25 protein-coding genes and 3 tRNA genes are annotated in these 25,732 nt (G+C 76.0%); 18 read left to right on the top strand and 10 right to left on the bottom strand.

Features of this window, described 5'->3' with window-relative positions; translation table 11 throughout:
• Positions 1-1,138, top strand: a 1,138-nt coding sequence (locus AB0L40_RS15475) for an SbcC/MukB-like Walker B domain-containing protein (protein WP_364356077.1), incomplete at its 5' end; no start/stop codon positions are given.
• A 129-nt stretch (positions 1,139-1,267) separates the two neighbouring features.
• Here AB0L40_RS15475 and AB0L40_RS15480 read toward each other — a convergent pair.
• A complete protein-coding gene (locus AB0L40_RS15480; RefSeq protein ID WP_364356080.1) occupies positions 1,268-2,041 on the bottom strand; it encodes a helix-turn-helix transcriptional regulator in 774 nt (257 codons plus the stop codon).
• A 525-nt stretch (positions 2,042-2,566) separates the two neighbouring features.
• Here AB0L40_RS15480 and AB0L40_RS15485 point away from each other — a divergent pair.
• Positions 2,567-3,598: an iron-siderophore ABC transporter substrate-binding protein gene (locus AB0L40_RS15485; protein ID WP_364356083.1), complete on the top strand. Its 1,032-nt coding sequence runs from the start codon at positions 2,567-2,569 to the stop codon at positions 3,596-3,598.
• A 153-nt stretch (positions 3,599-3,751) separates the two neighbouring features.
• Positions 3,752-4,708, top strand: a complete 957-nt coding sequence (locus AB0L40_RS15490; RefSeq protein ID WP_364356086.1) for a type IV toxin-antitoxin system AbiEi family antitoxin domain-containing protein — start codon at positions 3,752-3,754, stop codon at positions 4,706-4,708.
• Positions 4,709-5,001: 293 nt separating this feature from the next.
• Here AB0L40_RS15490 and msrA read toward each other — a convergent pair whose 3' ends face one another.
• Positions 5,002-5,700, bottom strand: coding sequence for a peptide-methionine (S)-S-oxide reductase MsrA (msrA, locus tag AB0L40_RS15495; protein ID WP_364356089.1), 699 nt, complete (start codon positions 5,698-5,700; stop codon positions 5,002-5,004).
• A gap of 270 nt (positions 5,701-5,970) precedes the next feature.
• Here msrA and AB0L40_RS15500 point away from each other — a divergent pair, with 270 nt between their 5' ends.
• The 6 genes from AB0L40_RS15500 to AB0L40_RS15525 all read left to right on the top strand — a co-directional run bounded on the left by AB0L40_RS15500 (position 5,971) and on the right by AB0L40_RS15525 (position 10,413).
• Entirely contained in the window at positions 5,971-6,498 is a 528-nt protein-coding gene (locus AB0L40_RS15500) for a hypothetical protein (protein WP_364356092.1), read from the top strand.
• A gap of 176 nt (positions 6,499-6,674) precedes the next feature.
• The gene (locus AB0L40_RS15505) at positions 6,675-7,352 is read left to right on the top strand and encodes a response regulator transcription factor (RefSeq protein ID WP_364356095.1); all 678 of its coding nucleotides are present in this window, start codon (positions 6,675-6,677) and stop codon (positions 7,350-7,352) included.
• Positions 7,349-8,941, top strand: coding sequence for a HAMP domain-containing sensor histidine kinase (locus AB0L40_RS15510; RefSeq protein ID WP_364356098.1), 1,593 nt, complete (start codon positions 7,349-7,351; stop codon positions 8,939-8,941). Before AB0L40_RS15505 ends, AB0L40_RS15510 begins: the two co-directional genes overlap by 4 nt.
• Positions 8,942-9,008: 67 nt before the next feature.
• Positions 9,009-9,692 (top strand): hemolysin III family protein, encoded by a 684-nt coding sequence (locus AB0L40_RS15515; protein WP_364356101.1) that lies wholly within the window; start codon positions 9,009-9,011, stop codon positions 9,690-9,692.
• Positions 9,693-9,760: 68 nt separating this feature from the next.
• Positions 9,761-9,850 (top strand) — tRNA-Ser (locus tag AB0L40_RS15520).
• A 113-nt stretch (positions 9,851-9,963) separates the two neighbouring features.
• A complete protein-coding gene (locus tag AB0L40_RS15525) occupies positions 9,964-10,413 on the top strand; it encodes a nucleoside deaminase (protein WP_364356104.1) in 450 nt (149 codons plus the stop codon).
• Between the two features lie 158 nt (positions 10,414-10,571).
• Here AB0L40_RS15525 and AB0L40_RS15530 read toward each other — a convergent pair whose 3' ends face one another.
• On the bottom strand, positions 10,572-11,354 hold the full coding sequence (locus AB0L40_RS15530) for a DUF427 domain-containing protein (RefSeq protein WP_364356107.1): 783 nt from the start codon (positions 11,352-11,354) through the stop codon (positions 10,572-10,574).
• Between the two features lie 81 nt (positions 11,355-11,435).
• On the opposite strand from AB0L40_RS15530, the gene AB0L40_RS15535 reads away from it, so the two are divergent.
• Positions 11,436-11,509 (top strand) — tRNA-Arg (locus AB0L40_RS15535).
• Between the two features lie 96 nt (positions 11,510-11,605).
• On the opposite strand, the gene AB0L40_RS15540 is transcribed toward AB0L40_RS15535, so the two are convergent.
• Positions 11,606-12,016, bottom strand: coding sequence for a hypothetical protein (locus tag AB0L40_RS15540; RefSeq protein WP_364356110.1), 411 nt, complete (start codon positions 12,014-12,016; stop codon positions 11,606-11,608).
• Between the two features lie 7 nt (positions 12,017-12,023).
• Between AB0L40_RS15540 and AB0L40_RS15545 the strand changes: the two genes are divergently transcribed.
• The 4 genes from AB0L40_RS15545 (at position 12,024) to AB0L40_RS15560 (ending at position 13,648) form a co-directional block, all read left to right on the top strand.
• Positions 12,024-12,097, top strand: a tRNA-Arg gene (locus AB0L40_RS15545).
• Positions 12,098-12,425: 328 nt separating this feature from the next.
• Positions 12,426-12,875 carry a hypothetical protein gene (locus AB0L40_RS15550; RefSeq protein ID WP_364356113.1) on the top strand — a complete coding sequence of 150 codons (450 nt, stop codon included), beginning with the start codon at positions 12,426-12,428 and terminating at the stop codon, positions 12,873-12,875.
• 4 nt (positions 12,876-12,879) lie between these two features.
• Positions 12,880-13,182, top strand: a complete 303-nt coding sequence (locus tag AB0L40_RS15555; protein ID WP_364356116.1) for a helix-turn-helix domain-containing protein — start codon at positions 12,880-12,882, stop codon at positions 13,180-13,182.
• A gap of 40 nt (positions 13,183-13,222) precedes the next feature.
• Positions 13,223-13,648 carry a VOC family protein gene (locus tag AB0L40_RS15560; RefSeq protein ID WP_364356119.1) on the top strand — a complete coding sequence of 142 codons (426 nt, stop codon included), beginning with the start codon at positions 13,223-13,225 and terminating at the stop codon, positions 13,646-13,648.
• A gap of 2 nt (positions 13,649-13,650) precedes the next feature.
• Here AB0L40_RS15560 and AB0L40_RS15565 read toward each other — a convergent pair whose 3' ends face one another.
• Positions 13,651-15,036, bottom strand: coding sequence for a hypothetical protein (locus AB0L40_RS15565; RefSeq protein ID WP_364356122.1), 1,386 nt, complete (start codon positions 15,034-15,036; stop codon positions 13,651-13,653).
• Positions 15,037-15,168: 132 nt separating this feature from the next.
• On the bottom strand, positions 15,169-16,260 hold the full coding sequence (locus tag AB0L40_RS15570) for a hypothetical protein (RefSeq protein WP_364356124.1): 1,092 nt from the start codon (positions 16,258-16,260) through the stop codon (positions 15,169-15,171).
• A 113-nt stretch (positions 16,261-16,373) separates the two neighbouring features.
• Between AB0L40_RS15570 and AB0L40_RS15575 the strand changes: the two genes are divergently transcribed.
• The gene (locus AB0L40_RS15575; protein WP_364356126.1) at positions 16,374-17,141 is read left to right on the top strand and encodes a hypothetical protein; all 768 of its coding nucleotides are present in this window, start codon (positions 16,374-16,376) and stop codon (positions 17,139-17,141) included.
• A 122-nt stretch (positions 17,142-17,263) separates the two neighbouring features.
• Here the strand turns inward: AB0L40_RS15575 and AB0L40_RS15580 are convergent, their stop codons facing one another.
• The 3 genes from AB0L40_RS15580 to AB0L40_RS15590 form a co-directional block, all read right to left on the bottom strand.
• Positions 17,264-17,770: a hypothetical protein gene (locus AB0L40_RS15580; RefSeq protein WP_364356129.1), complete on the bottom strand. Its 507-nt coding sequence runs from the start codon at positions 17,768-17,770 to the stop codon at positions 17,264-17,266.
• A gap of 275 nt (positions 17,771-18,045) precedes the next feature.
• A complete protein-coding gene (locus AB0L40_RS15585) occupies positions 18,046-18,483 on the bottom strand; it encodes a hypothetical protein (RefSeq protein ID WP_364356132.1) in 438 nt (145 codons plus the stop codon).
• Between the two features lie 7 nt (positions 18,484-18,490).
• Positions 18,491-19,462, bottom strand: coding sequence for a DMT family transporter (locus tag AB0L40_RS15590; protein WP_364356135.1), 972 nt, complete (start codon positions 19,460-19,462; stop codon positions 18,491-18,493).
• Between the two features lie 70 nt (positions 19,463-19,532).
• On the opposite strand from AB0L40_RS15590, the gene AB0L40_RS15595 reads away from it, so the two are divergent.
• Positions 19,533-19,988: an Lrp/AsnC family transcriptional regulator gene (locus AB0L40_RS15595; RefSeq protein ID WP_364356138.1), complete on the top strand. Its 456-nt coding sequence runs from the start codon at positions 19,533-19,535 to the stop codon at positions 19,986-19,988.
• A 144-nt stretch (positions 19,989-20,132) separates the two neighbouring features.
• Here AB0L40_RS15595 and AB0L40_RS15600 read toward each other — a convergent pair whose 3' ends face one another.
• Positions 20,133-23,546, bottom strand: a complete 3,414-nt coding sequence (locus tag AB0L40_RS15600) for an MMPL family transporter (RefSeq protein ID WP_364356141.1) — start codon at positions 23,544-23,546, stop codon at positions 20,133-20,135.
• Between the two features lie 378 nt (positions 23,547-23,924).
• On the opposite strand from AB0L40_RS15600, the gene AB0L40_RS15605 reads away from it, so the two are divergent.
• The gene (locus AB0L40_RS15605) at positions 23,925-24,611 is read left to right on the top strand and encodes an ABC transporter ATP-binding protein (protein ID WP_364356144.1); all 687 of its coding nucleotides are present in this window, start codon (positions 23,925-23,927) and stop codon (positions 24,609-24,611) included.
• On the top strand, positions 24,608-25,732 hold a 1,125-nt coding region (locus AB0L40_RS15610; protein WP_364356147.1), incomplete at its 3' end, for a hypothetical protein. The genes AB0L40_RS15605 and AB0L40_RS15610, both read left to right, overlap by 4 nt.

Raw genomic sequence — 25,732 nt, forward strand, 5'->3', positions numbered from 1 at the left:
GGCGTCGGACGCCGGCGCCGCGCACGCGAGGGCGACCGCCGAGCTGGCCGCCGGGCGCGCCGACCTGGAGGCGGTCCGCGAGCGGATCGCGGTGGCGAGCGGCGACGCCGGCACGGTCGCCGCGCGGATCTACCGGCTGCGCGACGCCGAGAAGCGCCTCGACGGCGCGGCGATCGCGCTGGCCAAGGACGCCGACGCCCGGCGGGCCGCGGAGGAGGCGACGGCCGGCCTGCGGACGGCGCTCGCCGAGAGCCGCTTCGCCACCACCGAGGACGCGACCGCCGCGGTCCTGATGAAGGCCCGCGCCCTGGAGATCGAGCGGAAGGTCACCGCGTTCGACGCCTCCGAGGCCGGCGCGCGGGCGATCCTCGCGCAGGAGGACGTCGCGGGCGTCGCGCTCGAGCCCGCCGCCGACGTCGACGGCACCGCCGCAGCCCACGCGGCGGCCCGGGGCGTCGCGTCGACCGCGACGTCGGAGGCCGCGGCGGCCGCGACCTGCGTCCAGGCGCTCGAGGATCGCCGGGACGCGCTGCTGGCGGCGCTCGACGCGCTCGGCCCGCTCGCCGACGCCGCCGACCGCGCGCACGCGCTGGCCGAGCTCGCGCGCGGCGGCGCGGGCAACCGGCGGAAGATCCAGCTGTCGTCCTGGGTCCTCGCCGCGCGCCTCGAGCAGGTCGCCGCCGCCGCGACCGTCCACCTGCTGCGGATGTCCGCCGGGCGCTACGCGCTCGTGCTGCACGAGGAGCCCGCCAGCGGCCGCGGGAAGGGCAACGCCGGGCTCGGCCTGCGCGTGCACGACGGCTGGACCGGCGAGGAGCGGGACACCTCGACGCTGTCGGGCGGCGAGTCGTTCTTCGCGTCCCTCGCGCTCGCGCTCGGACTCGCCGAGACGGTGAGCGCGGAGGCCGGCGGCCTCGACCTCGGCACGCTCTTCATCGATGAGGGCTTCGGCACGCTCGACGAGCAGACCCTCGACGAGGTCCTCGGCGTCCTCGACGCCCTGCGCGACGGCGGCCGCGCGGTCGGCATCGTCTCCCACGTCGCCGAGCTCAAGCAGCGCGTCCCGATGCAGCTGACCGTCGAGAAGGCCCGCGAGGGCTCGCGGCTGACGCAGGGGACGGCGACGGCGGACCTGTAGGGGCCGGCGGTCGCGGGGCAGGGGGCGCGGGTACGGCAGACGCCGGGCCACGACCTGCAGTCGGTCCGGGCGATCAGGACGCGGGCCGGCGCGATCACGCCCCGGCGTGGATGGAGACCACGGCAGACGTCAGGCCGCGGCGTGGACCCGAGCCGGGGTCGTCCCGGTCTCGCGCCGGAACGCCGCGACGAACGCGCTCGGGCCCGCGTAGCCGACCCGACCCGCGACGACCGCCACGGGCAGGCCCTCGGCGAGCAGCTCCAGCGCCGTCGCGATCCGCAGGCGGGTCCGCCACGCGGCGAACGTCAGGCCGGTCTCCGCGACGAACAGCCGCGCGAGGGTGCGCGCGCTCGCCCCCGCCGCGCGTCCCCAGTCCTCGAGACTGCGGTCGTCGGCCGGGTTCGCGCGCAGGCCGTCGGCGACGACGGCGAGGCGGTCGTCCTCCGGAGACCGCAGGGGCAGCGACGGCGCGTCGGCCGGCCGGACGAGCCCGAGCAGCAGCTGCTCGGCGTGGGACCGGGAGCGGTCGTCGGTCCCGTCCTCCCCGAGCAGCGCCAGCAGCTCGCGGACCAGCGGCGTCGCGTCGAGCACCGTCGCCACCGTCGGCAGCAGGCCCGGCGGGCACCGGACCGGGTCGACGTACGCGCAGCGCAGGTCGGCGTCCCGCGCCGCGACCACGTCGTGCGACACGCCGCCGGGGATCCACGCGGCCTGGCTCGGCGACAGCGTCCACCGGTGGACGCCGGCCTCGACCCGCAGCACGCCCCGCGACCCCCAGATCAGCTGCGCCTCGACGTGCGAGTGGTGGCCGAAGCCGAACCCGCCGTCGAGCGCGTAGCGCGCGACCCGCACCAGCGGGACGAACGGGCTCGGGGCCTCGGGAGCCGCGGCGTCCGGGAGCATCCCGGGAACTGTAGAGCGGCGAACCCGGCGGCGTGTCCGGTTCGCGACAGAAATCGTCCGTCCCGCGGCGGGCGTCCGCGGCGGTGCGGGCCCGGGCGGCCGGCGAGCGCTCGCGCCGGACCCGCCGCGACCGACGGCGAGGTCGGCCGGGCAGGCGGCCGGGGAGGCAGCCGAGGGCAGCCGGGGAGGCGCTCGCCCGGGAGCACTCCGCCGTCCCGGAGACCGGCCGGCCGGCGGATGCGCCCGAAGGTCCGCGTCCCGCGCCGGGAGCGCCGCCGGGCCGGACGCGGCGGCCGCCGGCCCCGAGAGCGGCGTGCCGGGCCCGGTGCGCGCGCAGCGCACCGCCCACCGGACGCGCGTGAGATCGGGGCGGAGGCGGAGGCCTGGGGCTGCACCGCGCGCCCGTCACGAGGCGCCGTCATCCGGACGCACCGTGTCGCGAAACGGCCAGCCAGCGCCCTCCGCGGCGCCTGACGACGTCCAGCGGCGGCCCGTCGGCCCACCTAAGAGTTAGGTTGACCTTCCATGCGACGACGCTCATTGCTCCCCCTGCTGCTCGTGTCCCTCACCCTCGCCGCCTGCGGCGGGGACGACGACCAGGCGACGACGACGCCCGCGGGGTCGGGCTCGGGGACCACTGCCGCGAAGGCCACCGACGCCTTCCCCGTGACGATCACCCACGCCCGAGGCACGACGACGATCCCGTCCGAGCCGAAGCGCGTCGTGACGGTCGGCCTGCGCGACCAGGACGCGCTCCTGGCGCTCGGCGTCAAGGCCGTCGGCGCGATGGACTGGTTCCAGCAGGGCACGTTCGCCACGTGGCCCTGGGAGAACTGGGGCGGCACGCCGCCGAAGATCGTCAGCACCGGCGGCTTCGAGGTCAACTTCGAGCGCGTCGCGGCCGAGCGGCCCGACCTCATCCTCGGCGTCTACCAGGAGCTCGACAAGGGCGACTACGACAAGCTCTCGAAGATCGCGCCGACCGTCGCGCAGAGCGGCGAGTTCAAGCCGTACACGATGCCCTGGCGCGAGGAGACCCGCGTGATCGCCGCGTCCGTCGGGCGCAAGGCGAAGGGCGAGGAGCTGATCACGTCCGTCGAGGCCCGCTACGCGAAGGTCCGCCAGGAGCACCCGGAGTACCGCGGCAAGGAGGCGATGATCATCGACCCCAGCGGCGGCAACGTCTTCGCGTTCAGCTCCAACGACCCGCGCGGCCAGTTCCTCCAGGAGCTCGGCTTCGACAGCTCCAAGCGGATCGACACGCTCGCCAAGGGCGAGTTCGGCACGGAGGTCAGCGACGAGCGCCTGAAGACCCTCGACGTCGACAAGCTCTTCGTCCTGATCGACAAGAACAACCGCAACAAGCTCTTCGACAAGCCGCTCTTCAAGCGCCTGGACGTCTACAAGCGCGGCGACGTCGTCGAGGTCCCCTACTACGACCAGCCCCAGTACGGCGCGGCGATGGCCTTCAACAGCGTGGGCAGCCTCCCCTACGCGATCGACGGCACGGTGAAGCTGATCACGGCGAACGAGGCGAAGAAGACGGCGGCGCGGTAGGGGGCGGGCGGAGGTCGAGCACGGCTGGGTCTCGGGCATCGGTCGGCGCTGGGCGACGGCGGGTGCCGTCGAGCGGCGTCTCGTGGTGATGTCGGCACGATTCCGTATCGATCTGCCGGTCCTGCCCCTCGGTTCTCGCGCCACGATGCGCTTGTGCCCCTCCCTGATCGAGTTGTCCCCGGTGAGCGAGGAGAACTCGGGCCGATCGCTCCGGCAGGGCGGTGGTCCGACGCCGCGGTCCTGGCGCGACGCCAACACGGCGTGATCTCGCGGAGCCAGCTCCGGTCGCTCGGCTTCAGCGATGGCCAGGTCGACCGGGCGATCGCTGCCGGCCGCCTCCACCCCGTTCACCGCGGGGTGTTCGCCCTCGGCCACGACCGGCTCTCCGCGACCGGCCGGATCTCCGCCGCGGTCCTCGCCTGCGGGGCCGGCGCCGCAGCCGGCTACCGGTCGGCCGCGGCGATCTGGTCGGTCCGGCCGTCGTCCAACCCCCGAGTGGAGGTCGTCATCCCCCGGCGGAGCGCGCTCTCCCGCAGCGGCATCGTCGTGCACTGCCACGCGGCGGTCGAGCCGGACGAGGTGACCACCCTCGACGGGGTGCCGGTCACGACGGTCGGTCGCACGATGTTGGACACCGCCGCGGTGCTCGGGCGGGACCCCCTGCGGTCGGCGATCAAGCAGGCCGAGGTCCTGCGGCTGTTCGACCTGTTCGAGGTGCGGAAGCTCCTGGCACGTCATCCCCGGCATCGGGGCGCCCGCGCACTTGGCGAGGTGCTCCGCAGCTGGACGGACCCGGCGCGCACCCGGAGCGATCTGGAGCTCGAGTTCCTCGCGGTCTGCGCTCGCCACGGGCTCCCTCGGCCTCTGATGAACGGCACCTTCGAAGGCCTGGAGATCGACGCGCTGTTCCCCGACCACGGCGTCGCCGTCGAGCTCGACGGCGGCCGGTTCCACGAGAACCCGCTCCAGCGCGACGACGACTACGAGAAGCGCGCGCGTCTCGAAGCCGCGGGGTGGCGGTTCGTGGCGTTCACCTCCCGGCAGGTCTTCGACCGCGGCGGAGCGTTCCCGGCCGAGATCCTCCGACGACTGCTCCACCGCTACCCGTGAGACGGGCCGCGCACGGAGCCCGGCCCGAAGGTCTGCAGGAAACGAGCCGAGCACCGCCTCCGTACGGCGGTGGGGTGCAGCGGGCGACCGGAGCCGGTCGGCGGGCCGAGTTGTCCCCGCCCAGCGGTGCGAACTCGAGCCGAACCACGCCGCGAGACCGCCGCCGGTCGGCGGATCGCGTTGTCCCCGCCCAGCGGTGCGAACTCGAGCCGAACCGCGCCACCGGACCGGAGCCGGTCGGCGGGCCGCGTTGTCCCCGAACAGGGCGGCGCGGCCCGGACCGCCTGTGACGCCTACGCCGCGCTGACCAGCCCGATCGGGCAGCTGACGCCCGTCTCGCCGTGGCCGCAGTAGCCGTTCGGCACCTTGTGGAGGTAGGCCTGGTGGTCGGGCTCCGCGTAGAAGAAGGGGATGTCGCCGCCGACCAGGGCGCCGCCGAAGGCCGCCGGGCCCGGGCCGCCGTTGCGGATCTCCGTCGTGATCGGGCCGTGGCCCGCCTCGGCGAGGGACTTGCCGTAGTTGACCTTCGACATCTCGGCCTGCTCGAGCTGCTCGTCGGTGGTGGTGTAGATCGCCGAGCGGTACGAGGAGCCCAGGTCGTTGCCCTGACGGAAGCCCTGCGTCGGGTCGTGACCCTCCCAGAAGCGGCGGAGGAGCTGCTCGAAGGTGACCTGCGACGGATCCCAGACGACGAGGACGACCTCGGCGTGGTTCGTGCGGTCCGAGCAGACCTCGCGGTAGGTCGGGTTCGGGGTCTCGCCGCCCTGGTAGCCGACGGCGGTGACGAGCACGCCGGGGGTCGTCCAGAACGTCCGCTCGGCGCCCCAGAAGCAGCCCATCCCGAACGAGGCGTGCTGCGAGCCCTCCGGGAACGGCGGCACGATCGGGCGGGCCAGCACCGGGTGGACGCCGTGGACGGGCATCAGCTGGTCGCGGCCGGGGAGGGTCTCCTCGGCGGGGATGAGGGCGTCGGGCTTGCGGCTGAAGAGCATGGTGACCTGCCTGTCGGAAGGGGACCCTCCCCGGCGTCGCCGCGCCGGGCGCGCGCGACCCCGGAATCGGGCTCCCATCGAGCGTACCGAGCGCGTCAACAGCGACCGGCGGCCTCCGGGCCGATGAGCCGTCGGCAGTCCGCGTTCCGCCCTGGCAACCGCCCGTCGGCGGACCCCGTCGCGCCCCGGACCGACCCGCCGGCCGCGCCCCGGCGGCCCCCGCCAACGTCCCACAGAGTCCCCACAGAAACCGTCGGCAGCATGGCTCCCATGACCCACACCCCCACTCCCAGGACCATCGCTCTCGGCCTCGCGGCGACGCTCGCGATCGGGACCGGCACCGTCGCCGTCGCGAGCGCTGCCGACAGCGCGCCCGCCAAGCCGACGGCGCCCACCCCCGAGCAGCGCGCCGAGAAGCGCGAGGCCGCCAAGACCACCCGCGAGGCCGCGTTCGCCAAGGCCCTCGGCGTCTCCGTCGCCGACCTCGAGCGTGCCCGCGGCGACGTCCAGAAGGCCGTCGGCCAGAAGCGCGCCGAGGCCGAGAAGCAGCGCGCCGAGACCAAGGGCCTGACCGTCCAGCAGCTCCGCGACCAGCGTGCCGACAAGGTGCAGAAGCGGCTCGCCAAGGCGGTCGCGAACAAGCGGCTGACCCAGGCGGAGGCCGACGCCGTGGTCAAGGCGGTCCGCGAGGGCAAGGCCGTCCGGCCCCTCGTCAAGAAGGCGCGGGCCGAGCACCGCCAGGACCGCCAGGAGCGGCGCGCCGACCGCCGCGCCCAGCGCCAGGCGGCCGCAGGCTGATCTCGGAGGCGGGACGGTCTCGGCCGTCCCGCCTCCCGGCCGTCCGCCGCCGCCCCGCGTCACCGCCGGCCGTCCCCTGCCGCCCCGCGTCACCGCCGGCCGTCCGCCGCCCGACCGTCGGCCCCCGCCCGGCCGCCCCGTCTCCGCCTCGTCCTCCCGTACCCTCGCCCCCACGCATGTCCGCCCCCACCGTGCTCGTCGTCGACGACGACCCCGGCGTCCGCCGCGCTCTCGATCGGGCGCTGCGGCTCGAGGGGTTCGTGACGCGGCTCGCCGCCGGCGGGGACGAGGCGCTGCGCGCGGTCGCCGACCGGCCGCCGCGCGTGATCGTGCTCGACATGACGATGCCCGGCACCGACGGGCTGGCCGTGATCCGGGCGCTGCGCGGGCAGGGCGACACCACGCCGATCTGCGTCCTGTCCGCCCGCGACGGGCTCGACGACCGCGTCGAGGGCCTGCAGGCCGGGGCCGACGACTACCTGGTCAAGCCGTTCCAGACGCCCGAGCTCGTCGCCCGCCTGCACGCGCTGCTGCGTCGGTCCGCACCGGTCGCCGTCGGCGTCCGCGAGGTCGGGCCGCTGCGCGTCGACCGCCGCCGGCACCGCGTCTGGGTCGACGGCGACGAGCTCGAGCTGACCGCCCGCGAGTTCGCCCTGCTCGCCTGCCTGGCCGACCACGCCGGGGCGGTCCTCAGCCGCGGCCAGCTGCTCGAGCTCGTGTGGGGCTACGACTTCGCGGTCAACACGAACGTCGTCGATGTCTTCGTCGGCTACCTGCGGCGCAAGCTCGAGGCGGACGGGCGCCCGCGCATGATCCACACGGTCCGCGGCGAGGGATACGTGCTGCGCCCGTGAGCGACCCGACCCCGCGGGACGACGCCCTGCCCCCGACGGCCGGCCATCCCGCCCCGCCCCTCCTCGGCCGCCTGCGCACGCGCGTCGCCGCGGCGGCGGCCGTCGCCGCGCTGATCGCCCTCCTCGCCGGCGGGCTGTTCGTCCTCGCCTCCGCCACGTCCGCGGACCGCTCCGACCTCGACGACGGCCTCGTCGCGCGGGCGACGCAGGCCGCGACCGTCGGCCGCCGGACGCTGGCCGCGACCGGCACGTTCGGCCGGCCCGCCGTCCGCGCGACCCGGCGCGTCGGGCGGATCCTCGGTCCGGTCACCGGCGGGAGCGACGTCGCGCTGATCCGGGTGCTCCGGGGCGACGAGGTCCTCGACAGCCTCGGCGCGACGAGCGACCCGGGGCTGCCCGTCGACGCGCCCGCCGACCCGACGACGGTCGACACCGCCGACGGCCGCTGGCGCGTCGTCCAGCGCACGATCGGCCGCGGCATCGTCGTGCAGGCGGCCTCGCCACTCGCGACGATCGACGCCCGCCACGCCGCGCTGCGCGACCGCCTCCTGCTCGCCGGGCTCGTCGGCGTCGTCGGGACGGGGCTGCTCGCGTTCCTCCTCGCGGGCCCGGCGCTCGGCGCCCTGACCCGCCTGCGGCGCGACGCCGGCGACGTCGCGACGACCGCCGACCTGACCGTGCGGATGCCCGCCGACGCCGGCCCGGTCGAGGTCCGCGAGCTCGCCGGCGCCCTCAACGCGATGCTGTCGCGCCTGCAGGCCGCCGACGCCGACCGGCGCGCCGCGCTGGACACCACCCAGCGGTTCGCCGCGGACGCCGGCCACGAGCTCCGCACGCCGCTGACCGCGCTGACGACGACCGTCGAGGTCTTGCGTGCGCACCCCGGCCTGCCCGCCGAGGAACGCACCGCGATGCTCGAGGAGATCGCCGAGGAGCACGCGCGGCTCGTCGCGCTCCTCGACGCCCTTCAGGCGCTCGCCCGCGGCGACGCGGGCGCGCGGACCGACCGCGGACCCGTCGACCTCTCCGAGCTGGCGGAGCAGGCCGTCGAGGCCGCGCGCGCCGCGGCGCCCGGCACGACGTTCGCCCTGGACGCGCCGGCCTCGTTCGTCGTCGACGGCTGGGCGCCCGGGCTGCGGCTGCTGCTGGACAACCTGCTCGTCAACGCGGTCCGGCACGGGCGGCCCGGCGGGCGCGTGGTGGTGACGGTCGCGACGCGCGCCGGCGGACTCGCCACCGGCGGAGCCGCCGCGGGACTCACGGCCGAGTCGTCGGCGGGCGACGGCACGGCCGGGCCCGGCACGCGCCACGACGGCCCCGGGATCACCCCCGGCGCGGCCTCGTCCGGCCACGTCGACACCGGTCCTCGTGCGGGGGCCGTCCTCCTCGTCGACGACGACGGCCCCGGCGTCCCGCCGGGCGAGCGCACCGCGGTGCTCGGCCGCTTCGCCCGCGGTCGCGCGACGACCGTCCCCGGCAGCGGGCTGGGGCTCGCGCTCGTCGACCAGCAGGCCCGGCTGCACGGCGGCCGGCTCACGCTCGAGCAGGCCCCCGCGGGCGGGTTGCGGGCCCGCGTGACGCTCGGCTGAGGGTCGGCACGCAGGACGGGGGCCCACCCCCGGGACGGGCACCCGCCGAACGCGTACGATTCGGCCGGTGAGCAAGGCCATGAGCGCGTCGAAGCTGATCCCCCCGATCCCCGCGCTCAAGCCGAAGATGCGGGGCGTCCTGCACCAGTGGGCGGCCTTCGTCGCCGCCGCGGCCGGCGTCTACCTGATCATCGCGGCGCCGACGGCCGACGCCCGGATCGCCTGTGCCGTCTACGCGGTCTCGATCGTGGGGCTGTTCACCGTCTCCGCGACGTACCACCGGATCAACTGGACGAAGCCCTCCGCGCGCGCCTGGATGCGCCGCCTGGACCACTCGATGATCTTCGTGATGGTCGCCGGCACGGTCACCCCGATCGCGGCGCTCGTGCTCGACGGCGGCTGGCGGACGACCGTCCTCAGCGTCGCCTGGGGCATGGCCGGGATCGGCATCGTCATCAAGCTCCTCTGGATCGGCGCGCCGAAGTGGCTGTCGGCCGCGATCTACCTCGGGATGGGCTGGGCCGGCATGGCGGTCTTCCCGAAGCTCGTCGGCGACCTCGGCATCTGGCCGGCCGTCGGTCTGCTCGGCGGCGGCGTGCTCTACACGATCGGCGCCGTCATCTACGCGACGAAGAAGCCCGACCCGCTGCCGAAGATCTTCGGCTACCACGAGATCTTCCACGCCCTGGTGATCGTGGCGGCGCTGGCGCACTTCCTCGTCGTCGCGCTCGCCGTCGTCCCCAACGCCTGAGCCCGCGCGCGGCCTCGCGCAGGGGCACGCCGCTCCTCCGCGCGCGGCCGCTAGACTCGCGAATCCACGGAGCGTTGGCCGAGAGGCTTAAGGCGCTCGCCTGCTAAGCGAGTTGGGGGTTGAAAGCTCCCTCGGGGGTTCGAATCCCCCACGCTCCGCCTGTCGGAACCCCTGTCCATGACGGGGGTTTCGTCGTTTCGGGGGTCGCTCCGGACGGACGTTCGCCCCGGATCGCGTGACGCCGGGCGCGGCCGCGGCTACCCTCCGCCCCGTGCCCGCCGCCTGGAACCGGTCCTCCTTCGACGAGGCGGTCGCCCAGGCCGCCGCGAGCCTCGGGCAGGGCGGCGTGCCCGTCGGATCCGCGCTCGACATCGGTGGCCGGCTCGTCGCGTCGGGCCACAACGAGCGCGTCCAGCTCGGCGACCCGATCGCGCACGGCGAGATGTCGTGCCTGCGCAAGGCCGGCCGGCAGCGCAGCTACCGCGACGCCGTCCTCTACACGACCCTCGCCCCGTGCGCGATGTGCGCCGGCACGGTCGTCCAGTTCCGGATCCCCACAGTCGTCGTCGGCGAGGCCGCGACGTTCCCGGGCGAGCTCGACTGGCTGCGCGAGCGCGGCGTCGAGGTCGTCGTCCTCGACGACCCGCGCTGCGTCGAGCTGATGGAGCGCTTCCAGCGCGAGTACCCGGCGGTCTGGGCCGAGGACATCGGCGAGGTCTGACCCGGAACCGGCCGGCCGCTCCGGCCGGCGCGTCGGCCCGAGCGACGAGGGGGCCCGGCCGGCGGGGGCGTCCGGGGCGCCGTACGGCACGCCCGGACCGTGGTCGGCGCGCGGGTCCGGGTTCGGCGAGGGACGCCGCCGGCGCCTGCCGCCGCCGCTCAGCCGATCCGCACCTCGACCCCGTCCTTCGAGTCGTCGAACGACCAGAGGCCGCGGGCCGGGGCGCACTCGGCCAGCGGGTACTCGTAGCTCCACGCGACGTCCTCGTGGCCGGCGACCGTCCAGTAGGACGCCTCGCCCTTGTACGGGCACACGGTGCGCAGGCCGCTGCCGGGGCCCGCGGCGACCAGGACGTCGATCGACGGCAGGTACGCCCGCGGCGGCAGGCCGGTCTCCTGGACGATCTTCGCCGCCGTCGTGCGGGCGACGATCTCGCCGTCGATCAGGACCTCGACCGGTCGCGACGTCGCCCAGACGTCGACGCGGTGGTACGGGTCCCGGAGGCCGCCGGTCGCCCGCTCGTCCTCGACGAACCAGGCGTCGACGAGCTTCGGGTCCAGCGCCGCCAGGCCGTCGAGCCAGGCGGCGGGCTCCAGCGGGGTCTCGTAGGCCCAGACCGCGTCGGGCAGCGTCTCGCCGCCGACCTCGAGCGACCAGTACGACGCGTCGCCCTTGAACGGGCAGTGCGTCGACGTGTCGGTCGCGGTCAGGGCCTCGACGCGGAAGTCGCCCTTCGGCGCGTAGAGCCGCGGATGGATGCCCGTCTCGTGCAGGAGCTGCGCGTCGAGGGTGTCGAGGACGATCGTCCCCCGCACCGACGCGCGGACCCGCAGGCCGTAGGGCTGGAGGAACAGCCGGTGCGCCGGGCTGGCGCCCTTGAGGTCGAAGTTGAAGCTGCCGTCCGCGCGCCCGAGGGGGCCGGAGCCGAGAGTGAGGGTCATGGGGCCAGCGTCGCACGCGGGCGTGCGCGGCCCCTACGGGACGACGCGCCCGCGCGCTTCGCGCTACAGTTCTGCGCCGTTGCGCCCGTAGCTCAGCTGGATAGAGCGTCGGTCTACGGAACCGAAGGTCAGAGGTTCGAATCCTCTCGGGCGCGCTTCAGGAAAGCCTCCAGTCGGAGGCTTTTCTCGTTCGTGGGCACGGCGCGGGAACCAGCAGCCTGCGGCCCGGTCGATCGCGACGCCGCCCGCCCCTACTTCCCGTCGACCCGCACCACGTCGTACGCGGTGTCGGCCGCCGACGTCGTGAAGCGGGCGTCGACCGTGAACAGGAGGCTCTTCGCGATCGCCAGGGTCGTCGGGACGTCGAACTGCGGGTCGGTGATCGTGCGGCGGACCGTCGCCGAGCGGTCGCCACGGGAGAGCTTCAGGACCGCGACCCTGTCGAGCCGGTTCTGGACCGCCAGCAGCGTGCTGCCGGAGCGCAGGAGCCCGTCGCCGTTGGTCAGCGGGCCGCCCTGGACGGGGATCAGCGTGCGCCGGCCTGGGCGGCGGCGGACACGAGGACGAGAGCCGCGGTGGCGGCGGCGCGCGGCGCGCACGAGGACGAGAGCCGCGGTGGCGGCGGCGCGCGGCGCGCGGCGCGCGGCGGCTCTACACTGCATCGCCGTTGCGCCCGTAGCTCAGCTGGATAGAGCGTCGGTCTACGGAACCGAAGGTCAGAGGTTCGAATCCTCTCGGGCGCGCCTGCCGAAGCCCCGCGAACGCGGGGCTTCGTCGTTCCCGGGCATCGGGCCGGGGGGACGCCACGGCCCGTGGACCGCGGTCACGGGACCGCCCGCCACTCGTCCAGCCCGCGTTCGCCGCTCCCTCGGACTGCCGCCCAGCGAGGTACCGTGGGGCCCCTCATCACGCCGTGCGGGCCCGTCCGGGGAGCCCCGGCGTCGTCCGCCCCGCCCTTCGTTGTCCGACCTCGCCCCCTACGAGCCCCCGCGTCCGCCGCAGCGGGGCGGCGACGGGCCGGTCGCACTGTGGCGGCGGGCCAACGCGGCGACCCGGGGGACCGTCCTGGCCGTGCTGCTCGTCCTCGTCGTGGCGGGCGCGTTCCTGGCCGGCCGCGCGACCGCTCCCGACGACGGCAGCGCCACGGCGAAGCCCGCCACGACCCCCGCCGCACCGGTCGGCGTCGCGGCGGCGACGGCGGAGGACGAGGCGGCCATGGGAGTCGCCCGCGACCTCTCCGCGTTCGTCGCGTCGTGCGTCGCGGTCGCCGTCGAGCGGGACCCCGCGCGCTGCCGGACGACGGCGCAGCTGAACGTCGGCTCGACGCTCCCGCTCGTCGACGGCCGGCGGCCGCGGGCCGGCGAGGCCGCCGTGACCGCCTCCGCGTCCGGCTCCCGGGTGACGAGCGTGTCGCGCTCGGGCAACGTCTTCGAGATCGCCACCGACGGCACCGCGCGGCCCGTGCGGACCTGCACCGACTCGGGCGTGGCCGGGGCCGGCTGCGTCGGCGGGACGTGGTGAGCGGATGGCCTTCGTCCCGCCCAGCCGGCACCTGGCGCGCGCGAAGGACCTCGTCGACGCGCGCTACGCCGAGCTGCTGCGCGACACCGACCATCCGATCGCGGACGTCTGCCTCGACGTCGGGCTGCGCAGCGTCGGCTCGTTCACGACGAGCTTCACCCGCACCTACGGCTGCTCCCCGGCCGCCTACCGCGCGGCGTTCCCGCCGGCCCGCGACCGCGCGATGGTCCCCGCGTGCGTCCTGCGCACCCACGAGCGCCCGCAACGCCGGACGAACGGAGAAGACACGGCCCCCGCCCGGAGCTAGCGTCACGGTCGTTCCTCGAAGACGACGCCGGGAGGCGACCATGATCACCATCGGGTCCGTGCAGCTGTGGGTCCACGACCAGGACGAGGCGCTCGCGTTCTGGACCGAGAAGGTCGGCCTGGAGGTCCGGGTCGACGCGACGCTCGACGAGATGGGCTTCCGCTGGCTCACCGTAGGACCGCCCGGCCAGCCGGACGTCTCGATCGTGCTGATGGCGGTCCCGGGCCCGCCGGTGATGGACCCCGCCTCGGCGGAGAAGGTCCGCGAGCTGGTGGGCCTCGGGTTCGCCGGGACGGTCTTCCTGTCGACCGACGACTGCCGGGCGTCCTACGACGAGCTCGCGGCCCGCGGCGTCGTCTTCACCGAGACGCCGGAGGACCGGCCGTACGGCATCGACTCCGCCTTCCGCGACCCGTCGGGCAACGCCGTGCGGCTGACGCAGGTGCGGCAGACGGCCGAGGTCTGACCTCAGGGCCGCGACGACCGGCGCCGCGGGTCGGTCTCGCCGCGGTCGACGCGGCCGTCCCGGTCGCGGTCCTCGCGGCCGTCGGACGCGCCGTCGCGGTCGGTGTCCGCACGCCGCGGGTCCGTGCGGGTCCGCGGGTCGGCGTCGCGGCGGAAGCGGGCGCGGTTCGTCCCCCGCACCCGCCCGGCCGGGTCGGCCACCGGGCGGGTGACGCCGCTCTCGGTGCCGTCGTGGACGCGGTCCCCGTCGGTGTCGCGACGGTCCGGACGCGTGTGCGTGTGGCGCACCTCGCGGACGTCGGTCAGGCCGTCGTCGTCGCTGTCGCGGTCCAGGTCGCTCGTGTGCAGCCGGCGCTCGCGGGCGGCGGACAGGCCGTCGTGGTCGCGGTCGACGGTCGACGGCGAAGGGGTGGGAGACGGCGTCGGGGTCGGGGTCGGTCCGGGGGTTGGCCCGGGGGTGGGCCCCGGCGTCGGCGTGGCCGCGGGGATCGCCTGCCAGTCCGGGGACTCCTCGAGCGTCGCGGGCCGGCTCAGCACGGCGTGCTGGTTCGTCCCGTCGGCGGCCATGACGTAGATCTCCTGGTTGCCGTCGCGCCCGCTGGTGAACGCGATCGAGCGGCCGTCGGGCGAGAAGGCCGGGCCCTCGTCGACGACGCCGGTGGTCGTCGTCAGCCGCGTCTGGCCGGTGCCGTCGGCGTTCATCACCCAGACGTCCTTCGTCGTCTCCGCGTCGATCGAGTCCGCCCGCTCGAACGCCAGGCGCGTGCCGTCCGGGGACCAGGCGGGCGCCGAGTCGTAGCCGGAGCTCGTCGTCAGGCGGCGCAGCGCGGAGCCGTCGGCGGCGGCGACGTAGACCTCGTACTGACCGTCGCGGCTGGAGGTGAACGCGATCTTCGTCCCGTCGGGCGAGGACACCGGGTAGCGCTCGTCCGCCCCCGGGGACACGACCAGCGGCCGCGGGTCGGAGCCGTCCGCGCGCATCGTCCAGACGTCGGCGTTCGGGTCGCCGACGGGCCCGCGCCGGTAGATGATCCGCGTGCCGTCCGCGGTCCAGCCCGGCTGCGTCTCGTTGAGCGTGCTGGCGCTCAGCCGCGTGACGCCGGTGCCGTCGGAGCCCATGACGTACACCTGGTACGGGGCGCCAGCGGCGGGCCGGCCGCGGAAGGCGAGCCGCCGGCCGTCGGGCGAGAACGCCGCCTGTGCCTCGTCGCCCGGGGTGGACGTCAGCCGCGTCAGGCCGGCGCCGTCGGCGCCGACCGTCCACAGGTCGTCCTCGCTGGAGAACACGATCCGCCCGTTCTGGCCGGGGAACGCCGCGTCGGCCGCCGGGGCGGCGAAGGCCGCGGCGCCGGTCGCGGCGAGCAGGCTGAGGACGACACGCGCGCGCATCCGGCGAGTCTAGGAGCGGGCGGGCCGCGGCGTCGACGGTGTCCGCGGCTGCCGGGACCGCGGCGCTCCGGGAGCCGCGGCCGGACGCCCGGCAGGCAGGACGATGCGGGGCGGGCGGGGCCGGCGCACCGCTCAGCGCTTCAGCGTCACCTTCGTCGTCACGGGCACGCCGCCGACCGTCGCGGTCTCGTAGACCGTGTGCTTCCCGTGCTTGCGGGCGAGCTTCCGGCCCGCGGTGTTCAGCTTCACCGACACGGACTTCGTCTTGCCCGCGGCGACCGAGAACTTCGCGCTGCCGAGGACGACCGGCTTCTTCGCCTTCTTCTTCGCCTTCTTCTTCGTCGCCTTCGCGCGCGTCGTGACCGCCGGAGCGCGGTCGCGCAGCGTGAGCGTGCCCGCGCACGTGCCGGTGAGCTTGCAGGTCAGCGGCAGCGACGCGGCCTTGCCGGTCAGCCGGCCGCCGTGCTGCTTGAGCAGGACGGGCTTGGTCGCGACGGGGGCCGGGACCGGCGCGCCCGTGACGGGCGTGCCGGTGATCGGCGGCGTGATCGGGGTGGCCCCTCCCCCGCCGTCGAGCGGGTCGATGTCCGCGTTCATCATCACGGTCGCCTGGCGGCCACCGAGCGCGCCGGGGATGCCGCTGGGGCTCGGCGCGGGCGTGCTCGCCGCGTTCGGGGCCGGGGCGTAGAACGCCGCGCCGACCGGGCTCTGGCTCCCGGTGAGCGGGATCGCGATGTTCGACCCGAGGACGGAGAGCCCGAGGAAGTCCCCCGTCGCCACGGTGTTGCCGTCGCCCGACGGGGGCACGGGCTGCTCCACCATGCCGAGCGTCGCCGGGACCTCCGTCACCGCGCCCCGCTGCGGCGTGAACGTCGGGCCGTACTCCTGCACGAAGCAGCAGAAGATGTTCGGAGTCCCCGGATTCTGCAGGTTGTTCTGGTAGTACTGGCGCAGCACGAGGACCTGCATCGGCCCCTGCGGCGTGTCCCCCGTCTTCACGCGCACGGTCTTCACGACGCCGCTGAACGGCGCGAACGCGCCGGGGATGACCGAGTAGGCCATGCACGACGGGGCGTTGAACGCCTGCCCGCAGGTCAGCGTGCTCGTGACCGGCGGCGTCAGGTCGGTGCCGAACGTCGCGGCGGCGGATGGACCCGCCGTCGACAGCGCCACCAGCGCCGCGAGCAGGAGCGCCATGGTTGGACGGAGCAGACGGCGCGGCATCGCGCGAACTGTCCCGCCCGGGTTCCGGCGTGTCAATCGTGGCGCGCCGGCGTCTGCGCAGTTCTGCGTACCCGGTGGCACGCGGGCCCGGCCGTCCGCGAAGATGCCCGCAGATGCCCTCCCGGCTCCCCGACTACGACGCGCTGCTGGCGATCTCCGCCCGCGGCGCCTGGGCTCCCGAGACGTTCGATCTGGCGCCCGACCGCGTGCGCTGGGACGCGCTCCCGGCCGCCGTCCGTGCCCGGCTGCGCGGGCTGCTCGCCGGCTTCGTCGTCGGCGAGGAGGCCGTCGCGCTGCACCTCGCGCCGTTCGAGGACGCGTCCGCGTCGCCGGGGTTGCGCGCCTGCCTGGCGGCGCAGGTCGTCGAGGAGGAGCGCCACGCGCACGCCTGCCGGCGGGCCTGGGCGGCCATGACGGCCGGTCCCGACGGCGCGGTGGCCGACCCGGCGCCGGAGGCCCCCGCGCCGCTCGTCGCGCTGTTCCGCGAGCGCCTGCCCGCCGCCGCGGCCGCCGCCGGCCACGACCTGACGGGGGCGGTCGCGCTCTACCACGGGCTCCTGGAGGGCGTGGTCTTCCTCGCCGGCCAGCAGACGGTCCGGGCGCTCGCCGAGCGCTGGGAGCTGCCGGGCCTCCTGGCGACCTTCGCGCGGATCGAGCGCGACGAGCGGTGGCACGTCGCCCTCGGCGCGCGCGTCCTGGTCGACGCGGGCGACGGCCGGGAGGTCGCCGCGCGGCTGCGGGACGAGGCCGGCGACGCCGCGGCCGCGTGGGGAGCCCTGGTCGACGCCGACGTGCGCGCGTCGGTGGTCGCCGCGGTCACCCGCCGCCTGACCGCCGTCGGGCTGCTGGACCGCGCGGGCGTCGCGCCTTTTCCGGTCTGACGCCCCGGTTCTGGCGCGCGCGTCGGCACGTCGGCCGGTGGCATGTCGGCACGGCGGCCCATCGGCCAGTCGGTCGGTCGTCCGCCAGCCAACGATGCCCGCGGCCCCGGGCGACGGCGACATCAATTCAGCCGCGGCACCAGCTCGAGCGCCGCGGGGCGCATCAGCTGCATCCCCCGGCGCTCGCAGAGCGGGCACTCGTAGTGGACGAGCAGGTGCGAGACCTCGCGCTCGTCGTCGGGCTCCAGGGCACGCAGGCAGCTCGGCCACGCCGGGACGGGACACGGGTGGTGCGCGCAGTTGAGCGTGACGGGCCAGTGCCCGCGCTGCATCGAGCGCCACCAGAGGTCGACGCCCTGGTCGGGCTCGCGGGCCATCCGCCCGGTCATCAGGTCGAAGTGCTCGCCGAACGTGGACTGGATCGGCGCCCAGTCGAGCTCGACGCTCGACATCAGGAGCTCGTGGTCGTCGCCGCAGCCGCAGCGGTAGCGGACGACGTGCGCCGGCGGGGCGGTGGGCCCGGGCAGGCGCTGGACGGAGCGGAAGGCGCTGAGCCGCAGCGTCTCGTGGGCGCCGGACGCCCCGCAGACCGCGTCCCAGCCTCCGGCGATGGCGTCGAACGAGTGCATGGCGCAGCATATGCGCCGAATGCAGCCGGTTTCCACCGCCTGGACGCACAGGCCCGGGCCGCCGGTGTTGGACGACGGGCCGGGGATGCCTGCGCAGACAGGCTGGGCGAGGTGCCGACGGGTGCCGGATCGTGTCCCCGTGGCGGGGTCGATCCGGAACACGTCGCGGGTGCCGGTGGCACGGGGCCCCGTCCGCCGACCGGTGCCGGATCGCACCCCTACTACGGGGTCGATCCGGAACCCGGAGCGTGGCGACCGGCCGGCCGCCGCGCGACTCAGCGGGTGAGGCTGAAGTACCCGTCCGCGCCGGCGCCGTCGACCTGGTCGACGTCGACGACGATCGCGACGCCCTTGCGCTCCGGGTCGTAGTCGCGCTCGGCCTGGACCATGCCGTCCCAGACGGCGTCGTTGGCCGACGGGTCGGCCTTCGCGCGGCCCTTGATCGACAGGAACATCGGGCCGGGGCGCGTGCCGCCGCCGTAGTAGAGGAGCGAGACGGCAGGGCGGTCGGCGACCTCGACCGGGATGCCGGAGTCGGTCGTGCGCGACCAGAAGGCGAGCTGCTGCGGGCCGAGCACCAGGGTGCTGCCGCGGAACGACAGGGACGGCGAGCCGTCGGCCTTGACGTAGCCGACGACGAGCGTCTTGCCGTCGAGCACGGCGCCGTCGATGGCCGACGCGATGTCGCCGGTGAGGTCCAGGGTGGAAGTCATGTGTCTCCTACAACGAGTTGGGCGCCGACGATCCTAGCGCGGATTCGGACCGCGGTCCGTTCGGCTCGCCGCGGGCCGCGACGCGCGGCCGGCGGGCGGGCGACGGCAGGGCCGTGATCACCACCCCGGCGAGCAGCAGCGCCCCGCCGCCGGCCTCGGCGGCGGACAGCCCCTCGCCCAGGACGACGATGCCGAGGACGGCGGCGACGAGCGGCTCGACGAGGCTCAGGACGCCCGCGGCGCTGGCGTCGGTCGTCCGCAGGCCGCGGACGAACAGCGCGTAGGCGACGGCCGTGGCCCCGAGCGCGAGCCACGCGACGAGCAGCACCGTCGACCCGTCGGCCGTCGGCGCGCGGTCCGCGAGGACGGCCGGGAGCAGCAGCGCGCCGCCCAGGAGCAGCGTCGCGGCGACGGCGGCGATCGGGTCGACGTCCGCCCGCGAGAGGCGCTTCGCCGCGACCGTGTAGGCGCCGTAGCACCCGCCGGCGAGCACGCCGAGCGCCAGCCCGGCGGCGCCCACCCCGGAGCCGCCCTGCGGCCCGAGGAGGACGACGCAGCCCACGACCGCGGTGCCGGCGCCGGCCGCCCAGCGCCGGCCGAGGCGCTCGCCGACGACCACGGTGGCGAGCACCCCGGTCGCGGCGGGAGCGGTGCCGAGCGCCACCGCGGTCGCGAGCGCCGCGCCGAGGTGGTCCACCGACGCGAGGAACGCCGCCTGGAAGACGGCGGTGGCCAGCGCCGCGACGAGCACCCAGGGCCAGGCGTCCGGCCCCCGCAGCCCGCGCAGCGCCCCGCGCCGCCGCAGGCACCACGCGCCGAGGACGCCGCCGCCGACCAGCAGCCGCCAGCCGCCGACGGCCGACGGGCCGAGCCCGGGGCCGGCGAGCACCTGCGCCGGGCCGACCGTCCCCCACAGCGCGGCGGCCGCGAGGATCGCCCCCGGACCCGCCGCCCACGCCCCGATGACCGTTCGCCTCATGCGATCGAAGCTAGCGCTCCGTTCGGGTACCGATTCGATCTCCGAACGTCGTTCGACTACGGTGCGATCCATGGAACTCGATGCGCTGGACCGCTCCCTGCTGCGGGAGCTGGCGAACGATGCGCGGCGGACGAACCGCGACCTGGCGGCCGCGACGCACGTCGCGCCGTCGACGTCGCTGGAGCGGGTGCGGGCCCTGCGCGAGGGCGGCGTCATCCGCGGCTACCGCGCGGACCTCGACCTGGCCGCGATCGGCCGCCCGGTGCAGGCGCTGATCGCGATCCGGATCCGGCCGCCGTCCCGCGCCAACATCGAGGCCTTCCGGGAGTGGGCGTCGCGCCTGCCGGAGACCGTCGGCGTCTTCGTCACGTCGGGCGGCCGGGACTTCCTGCTCCACGTCGCCGTCGCGGACACCGACGCGCTCTACGGGTTCGTGATCGACCGCCTGACCGAGCGCGAGGAGATCGCCGACGTCGAGACGACGATGGTCTACGAGCACCTCCAGTCGCCGCCGGCGATCGACTGACGGGCGCCCTCGGCGGTCCACGCGTCCGCACGCCTTCGGCCGGCGTCCGGGGCTCGGTCTTGTCCGGACCGCGAGGAGCGCCGACCGGCCGGCGCCGCGGGCTGGGCGGCCCGCGTCGACCGCCGGTCGGCCCGCGCCCGCCGCTCAGTCCGCGCTGCCCGACGCCGGGCGGCGGGCCGGGGCCCAGCCCTCGACGTCGCCCAGCGGGCCCCGACGGGCGCCGGCGCGCGGGGACGGCTCGGCCGGCTCCTCCGGCCACGGGTCGGACGTCGCGCCGGCCCGTGCGTCCGCCTCGCGGGCGCGCTCGGCCTGCGGGCTCCCCCACGCCCAGCGTCCGGCGAGCTTCAGCGCGGCGGGGAGGACGACGAGCCGGACGACGGTCGCGTCGAGCGCCACGGCGATCGCCAGGCCGAGCCCGAACTGCCGCAGCCCGGGGACGTCGGCGGTGGCGAACGCCAGGAACACGGCGAGCATCGAGACCGCCGCGCCGGTGACGACGTGCGCGGTGCCGGTGAGGCCGGCCGCGATCGCGGCCTCGGGGTCGCGCCGGCGGTCGAACTCCTCGCGGATCCGGCCGAGGATGAACACCTGGTAGTCGATCGACAGCGCGAACATCACCGCGAAGACGGCGATCACGGTCGTCGCGTCGAGGCCGCCGCCGAAGATCACGGCCATCATCCCGATCGTCGCCGCGACGGTCAGGAGCGTCAGGGCGACGCCGATCACCGGGACGACGAGGGAGCGCAGCAGCGCGGCGAGCAGGAGCGTCGTCGCGAGCGCGAGGACGAGGACGATCACCGGGAAGCGCGAGTCGGCGGCGTGCTCGTAGTCGATCAACTGGGCGGCCGGCCCGCCGATCGCGGCGTCCGACGCGGTGGTCTTCGAGAACGCCTGCGCCTTGGCGGCGAGCCGCTCGTAGAGGGCCGCGGTCCGCGGGTCGCTCGGCCCGGTCCGCGGGACGACGACGACGCGGGCGGCCTGGCCGCCGCGGTTGACGTTCAGCCCGGTGGCGGTCGCGCCGTCGCGGCCGTCCAGGGCGGCGAGGACGAAGTACCCGGAGTCGATGGCCTTCGCCGACGCGCTCGTGCCGCTCGGCTTCGCGGACGCCGAGGAGCCGGTGGAGACGCTGTCGATGGCGGTCTTGGCGCCGGTCAGGCCGCGGACGAGGCCGTCGCTCTGGCGGCGGCTCGCGTCGACGCTGCTCGCGACGCCGGAGACGCCGGCCTTCAGCGCCTGGACGCCGTCCCCGAGGCGACCCGCGCCGCCGTCGAGGCGCGCCAGCGCGGCCTGGAAGCCCGCGGCGCCGCCGGAGAGGCCGGAGACGTTGCCGCTGAGCTCCTTCAGCCCGGCCTGCAGCGTGGCGAGGCCCTTCGTCAGCTGGCGGGCCCGGGTGGCGAGCGGGTGGACGCTGAACGAGCTGAGCTGCTGGGCCAGCTGCTCGGCCGTGCTGATCTGGCTATTGAGCCCCGCGGCGACGGCGTCGAGGGACGCGGCGACCTGGGAGCTCTGGAGCTGCGACTTCGCGGCGTCCAGCGCCTTGGCGACCCGGAGGGCGGAGGCGTTGACCCGCACGCCGGTGAGGGACTGCTGGGCCGCGGTGATCTGGTCGAGGGCCGCCTGGTTGCGGTCGCGCGTGGCGGCCGCGGCGCCGGTGACGGCGTCGCGCTGCTCGGTGAAGTGGCCGGTGACGTTCTCGATCTGCGGGCGGATCTCGGCGACCTTGACGCCGAGGACGTGGATCGCGTCGGTGATCTTCGCGCTGCCGTCGCGGGCGCGCCCGGCGCCGTCGGCGAGCTCGCCGGTGCCGGCGAACGCGTGGCCGAGGCGGCCGACGAGCGTCTTGACGCCGGTGGCGGCGCCCTGCACCCCGGTGCGGAGCTGGTCGACGCCGTCGGCGAGCTTGGCGGAGCCGCTGTCGAGCGTCTTCGTGGCCGAGTCGGCCTCGGTGAACGCGCCGTTGAGCCCGCCGACGCCGCCCTCGAGCTTGCCGACGGAGCCCTTGAGGCGGGACAGCTTCGCGGTCTGCGCCGGGATCGCGGCGGCGAGCTCCTTCTGCTGCTTCAGCAGGCGGCGGCCGTCGGCGCGGAGCTTCTCGGCCTTCGCGGAGATCGTGCCCGGCCCGAGGACGGCGCGGACGTCGGGGTCCTTCGCGAGCTCGGCCTGCAGGCGGCTCAGCGCCTTCAGGCGCGCGGGCGTCGTCATCGTGCCCCGCTTGGCGACGGCGACGAGGTCGAAGCTCGAGCCCCAGCCGGCGCCGGCCGCGCGGGTGACCGCGTCGACGTCGGCGCGGGCGGCGCTCGACGGGGGCAGCTGCGCGGCGTCCGGAGCGGACGTCTTCAGGGAGAGCGCCGGGATCGCCAGCAGGCCGAGCGCGACGCAGCCGGCGACGACGGTCAGCCGCGGGCGGCGCATCGCGACGGTGCCGATGCGCGCCCAGGCGCTGCCGACGGCGTCGTCGGTGGACGCGCGACGCGGCGACGCGGAGGACCCGCCACCCGCGACGCCGTCGAACGGCCCGGCGGCGGCCGCACCCGGGACCGCGCGGCGGGTCCCGGACGCCGGCGCCCGCTCCAGCCAGCGGCCGGTGAGGACGAGGGCGGCGGGCATCGCGACGCAGGCGCCGAGGACGGCCAGGACGGCGGCGACGCCGACCCCGAGCGCCGCCGAGACCACCGGGCTGCCCGGGCCGAGCACGGCCACGAGCACCATCGCCAGGACGATCGACGCGCCGGCGGTCATCACCGTGTGGCGGGTGCCCACGACCGCGCCCGCGGCGGCGGCCTCGACGCCGAGACCCCGCCGTCGCTCCTCGCGGAAGCGCGACACCATCAGCAGCGAGTAGTCGACCGCCAGCGCCAGGCCCATCATGGAGGCCAGGGCGGTGCCGAGCCCGTCGACGGGCAGCTGCAGCGACAGCAGCTGCACGCCGCCGGTCGCCGAGAGGATCGTCGCGCCGCCGAAGAGGACGGGGATCGCGGCGGCCAGCGGCGAGCGGAAGACCAGCAGCAGGACGAGCAGCAGGACGGGGATCGCGATCAGGTCGACGCGGTGGACGGCGTCGGTCGACGCGGACGTGATCGCCTTGGTGACCAGCGGGAGGCCGGTGACGTGCGAGGTGACGTCGCCGGAGATGCGCTGCGCGGTGATCGCGCGGATCCGCTCGGCGCGCGCCTGGACCTCCTTCGTCGTCCCGGTGATCGACGCGAGCAGCAGCAGCTGGTCGCCGGACGGCCGGAGCGCCTTGCGCAGCGTCGGGGCGTTCCACGGCGAGGCGAGCGTGACGCCCGGCTCCTTCGCGAGGCGGTCCGCGAGGTCCTGGCCCTGCGAGCGGATCGCCTTGGACGGGCCGCTGAGGAGGACCGGGACGGTGGACGACTCGTCGAAGCGCCCGGCGATCAGGGCCTGGGCGCGGGCGGACTCGGTGCCGGACACCGCGAGGCTCGCCGGCTGGACGTGCTGACGCCCGCCGCCGAGGAGCGAGAGCGCCAGCGTGGCGACGACGAAGAGGGCGAGCGCGAGCGCGGGCCGCCGCAGCGAGAACGCCGAGAGGCTACGCATCGTCCCGACCGCCTGGAACCCGCTCCACGTCCGACATCCGGACCCCCAATCTCACCCTTCGGGGCGGGCATCGTGCCTGCCCCCTGACCCGGCTCCAATCGGCAGATGGACCAGAGAACTTGACACCGTGGTCACACATCCGGGCGGGTGTACCCCCGTGCTCACCGGTCTGACCCCGGACCGCTACGAAGCGGCGGCGAGGGGCCTCCCCGCCATCCGGCCGAGCTGCGGGCCCCGCCGAGCGGGGTCGCGCCACGGTCGCGCGCGTCGGTGTCGCGATCGGCCCGAGCGTCCACGCGCCACGGCCCGTCCGCCGGGGTGGGACCTTCGTCGCGCACCCGGCTCGACCGGCGGACCACTGCCCTACCGTCCGTCGGAGTGATCAGCGCCCGTGGACTCGTGAAGACGTACGGCGCCGGCCGCGCCGCACGCCGCGTCCTCGACGGCGCGGACCTCGACGTCGCCGCAGGCGAGGTCGTCGCGATCGTCGGCCGCTCCGGCACCGGCAAGAGCACCCTGCTGCACCTCGTGGGCGCGCTGGACCGCCCGGAGGCCGGGACGATCGAGGTCGCCGGCGAGCGGGTCGACGGCCGCTCCGAGCGGCAGCTGTCGGCGTTCCGGCGGCGCCGCGTGGGCTTCGTCTTCCAGTTCTTCCACCTCGTCCCGGAGCTCACGGGCGAGGAGAACGTCCTGCTGCCGACGCGGCTGCCGGGCACCCCGCGCTCGGCGCCCGCGCACGGCCGGGAGCTGATCGAGCGGCTCGGCCTCGGCGACGCCGCGCGCCGGCGGCCGCACGAGCTCTCCGGCGGCGAGCAGCAGCGGCTCGCCGTCGCGCGCGCCCTGGTCCTCGATCCCCCGGTCCTGCTGGCCGACGAGCCGACGGGCAACCTCGACGAGGCGTCCGGCGCGGCCGTGCTCGAGCTCCTGCGCGCCGCCGCGACGGCCGACCGCGCCGTGGTCGTCGTCACCCACGAGCCGCGGACCAGCGCGATGGCCGACCGGACGGTGACGCTCGTGGGCGGACGGCTGGTGCCCGCGAAGCACGGGGCCGTGGGCGGGACGTGATCGCCCGCCTGCTGCGCGGCGCGGCGTCGCTCCTGCGGTCGGGCCGCCGCCGGACGGTCCTCGCGGCCGTCGGGGTCCTGGTGGCCGGGGCGATGGCGGGCGCGGCGCTGACCGTCTCGGTCGGGCTCGGCAGCGGCTTCGACCGGGCGGCGGAGCGAGCCGACCTGCCGGACATCGTCGCCCGCTTCGACGGCCAGCCACCGGACCGGATCCGCGCCCGGATCGCCGCCCTGCCGAACGTCGCCGACTACGCGCCCCGGACCGAGATCTCGAACGTCCCGCTGCGCGCGGGCGACGACCGCAGCCGCAAGGGCGCGCTGCAGCTCGTGGACACCGACGCACGGCGCGGCTACGCGATCGTCGCCGGGCGCGACCTGCCGCGCGGCGGCACCGACGGCAGCGACGCGCTGGTCGAGCAGGGGCTCGCCCGCGCCTGGGGCCTGCACGTCGGCGACACGATCGACGTCGGCCGCCTGGGCGAGGTGCGGATCGTCGGCATCTCGATCGCCCCCGACAACGTCGCGTTCCCGCTGGCCGCCGCGCCGCGGGTCTACCTGTCGGGCCCCGCCCTCGAGCGCCGCTTCCGCGGCCGCCTGCGGGTCAACCAGGCGCTGGTCTGGACCCACGACCGCTCGCGCACCGACGTCACGCTCCAGCAGGCGCGCGCGACGACCTACGGCGTCGGCAACCTGCGCTTCGTCACCCGCACCGGCGTCCGCCTGATCATCGACCAGGCCGCGGGCGTCGTCGTCGCGCTGCTCGTCGCGTTCTCGCTGGTGGCGCTGATCGCCGCGACCACGATGCTGGCGTCGCAGTCGGCCTCCGAGGTGGCACGACGGCTGCCGGTGATCGGCGTCCAGCGCGCGATCGGCGTGCCGCGCGGCACCGTCGCGGGCGAGCAGGCGATCGCCGCTGGGGTGATCGGCCTCGTCGCCGGCGGCGTCGGCGTGACGCTGGGCGCGGTGATCGTCGGGGGTCCGAGCGGCGACCTGCTCGCGGCCCTGAACGAGACGCCGCCCGGCGGGGCCAAAACCACTTGGGTCCCCCGTTCGCTCGAAACCGTTCGAGCGACTCGGCGTCCGCAAGATAACACCCCAGGACGCCCCGCGTATCAGCCTCCG

It is taken from the genome of Patulibacter sp. NPDC049589 (assembly GCF_040675535.1).
Lineage (GTDB): Bacteria > Actinomycetota > Thermoleophilia > Solirubrobacterales > Solirubrobacteraceae > Patulibacter.

Bases quoted from the DNA above. Each gene is read 5' to 3' on its own strand.
- AB0L40_RS15480 (WP_364356080.1), bottom strand. From the start codon at position 2,041: ATGCTCCCGGACGCCGCGGCTCCCGAGGCCCCGAGCCCGTTCGTCCCG.
- AB0L40_RS15485 (WP_364356083.1), top strand. From the start codon at position 2,567: ATGCGACGACGCTCATTGCTCCCCCTGCTGCTCGTGTCCCTCACCCTC.
- msrA (WP_364356089.1), bottom strand. From the start codon at position 5,700: ATGCTCTTCAGCCGCAAGCCCGACGCCCTCATCCCCGCCGAGGAGACC.
- AB0L40_RS15500 (WP_364356092.1), top strand. From the start codon at position 5,971: ATGACCCACACCCCCACTCCCAGGACCATCGCTCTCGGCCTCGCGGCG.
- AB0L40_RS15505 (WP_364356095.1), top strand. From the start codon at position 6,675: ATGTCCGCCCCCACCGTGCTCGTCGTCGACGACGACCCCGGCGTCCGC.
- AB0L40_RS15530 (WP_364356107.1), bottom strand. From the start codon at position 11,354: ATGACCCTCACTCTCGGCTCCGGCCCCCTCGGGCGCGCGGACGGCAGC.
- AB0L40_RS15540 (WP_364356110.1), bottom strand. From the start codon at position 12,016: ATGCAGTGTAGAGCCGCCGCGCGCCGCGCGCCGCGCGCCGCCGCCACC.
- AB0L40_RS15555 (WP_364356116.1), top strand. From the start codon at position 12,880: ATGGCCTTCGTCCCGCCCAGCCGGCACCTGGCGCGCGCGAAGGACCTC.
- AB0L40_RS15560 (WP_364356119.1), top strand. From the start codon at position 13,223: ATGATCACCATCGGGTCCGTGCAGCTGTGGGTCCACGACCAGGACGAG.
- AB0L40_RS15565 (WP_364356122.1), bottom strand. From the start codon at position 15,036: ATGCGCGCGCGTGTCGTCCTCAGCCTGCTCGCCGCGACCGGCGCCGCG.
- AB0L40_RS15570 (WP_364356124.1), bottom strand. From the start codon at position 16,260: ATGCCGCGCCGTCTGCTCCGTCCAACCATGGCGCTCCTGCTCGCGGCG.
- AB0L40_RS15575 (WP_364356126.1), top strand. From the start codon at position 16,374: ATGCCCTCCCGGCTCCCCGACTACGACGCGCTGCTGGCGATCTCCGCC.
- AB0L40_RS15580 (WP_364356129.1), bottom strand. From the start codon at position 17,770: ATGCACTCGTTCGACGCCATCGCCGGAGGCTGGGACGCGGTCTGCGGG.
- AB0L40_RS15585 (WP_364356132.1), bottom strand. From the start codon at position 18,483: ATGACTTCCACCCTGGACCTCACCGGCGACATCGCGTCGGCCATCGAC.
- AB0L40_RS15590 (WP_364356135.1), bottom strand. From the start codon at position 19,462: ATGAGGCGAACGGTCATCGGGGCGTGGGCGGCGGGTCCGGGGGCGATC.
- AB0L40_RS15595 (WP_364356138.1), top strand. From the start codon at position 19,533: ATGGAACTCGATGCGCTGGACCGCTCCCTGCTGCGGGAGCTGGCGAAC.
- AB0L40_RS15600 (WP_364356141.1), bottom strand. From the start codon at position 23,546: ATGCGTAGCCTCTCGGCGTTCTCGCTGCGGCGGCCCGCGCTCGCGCTC.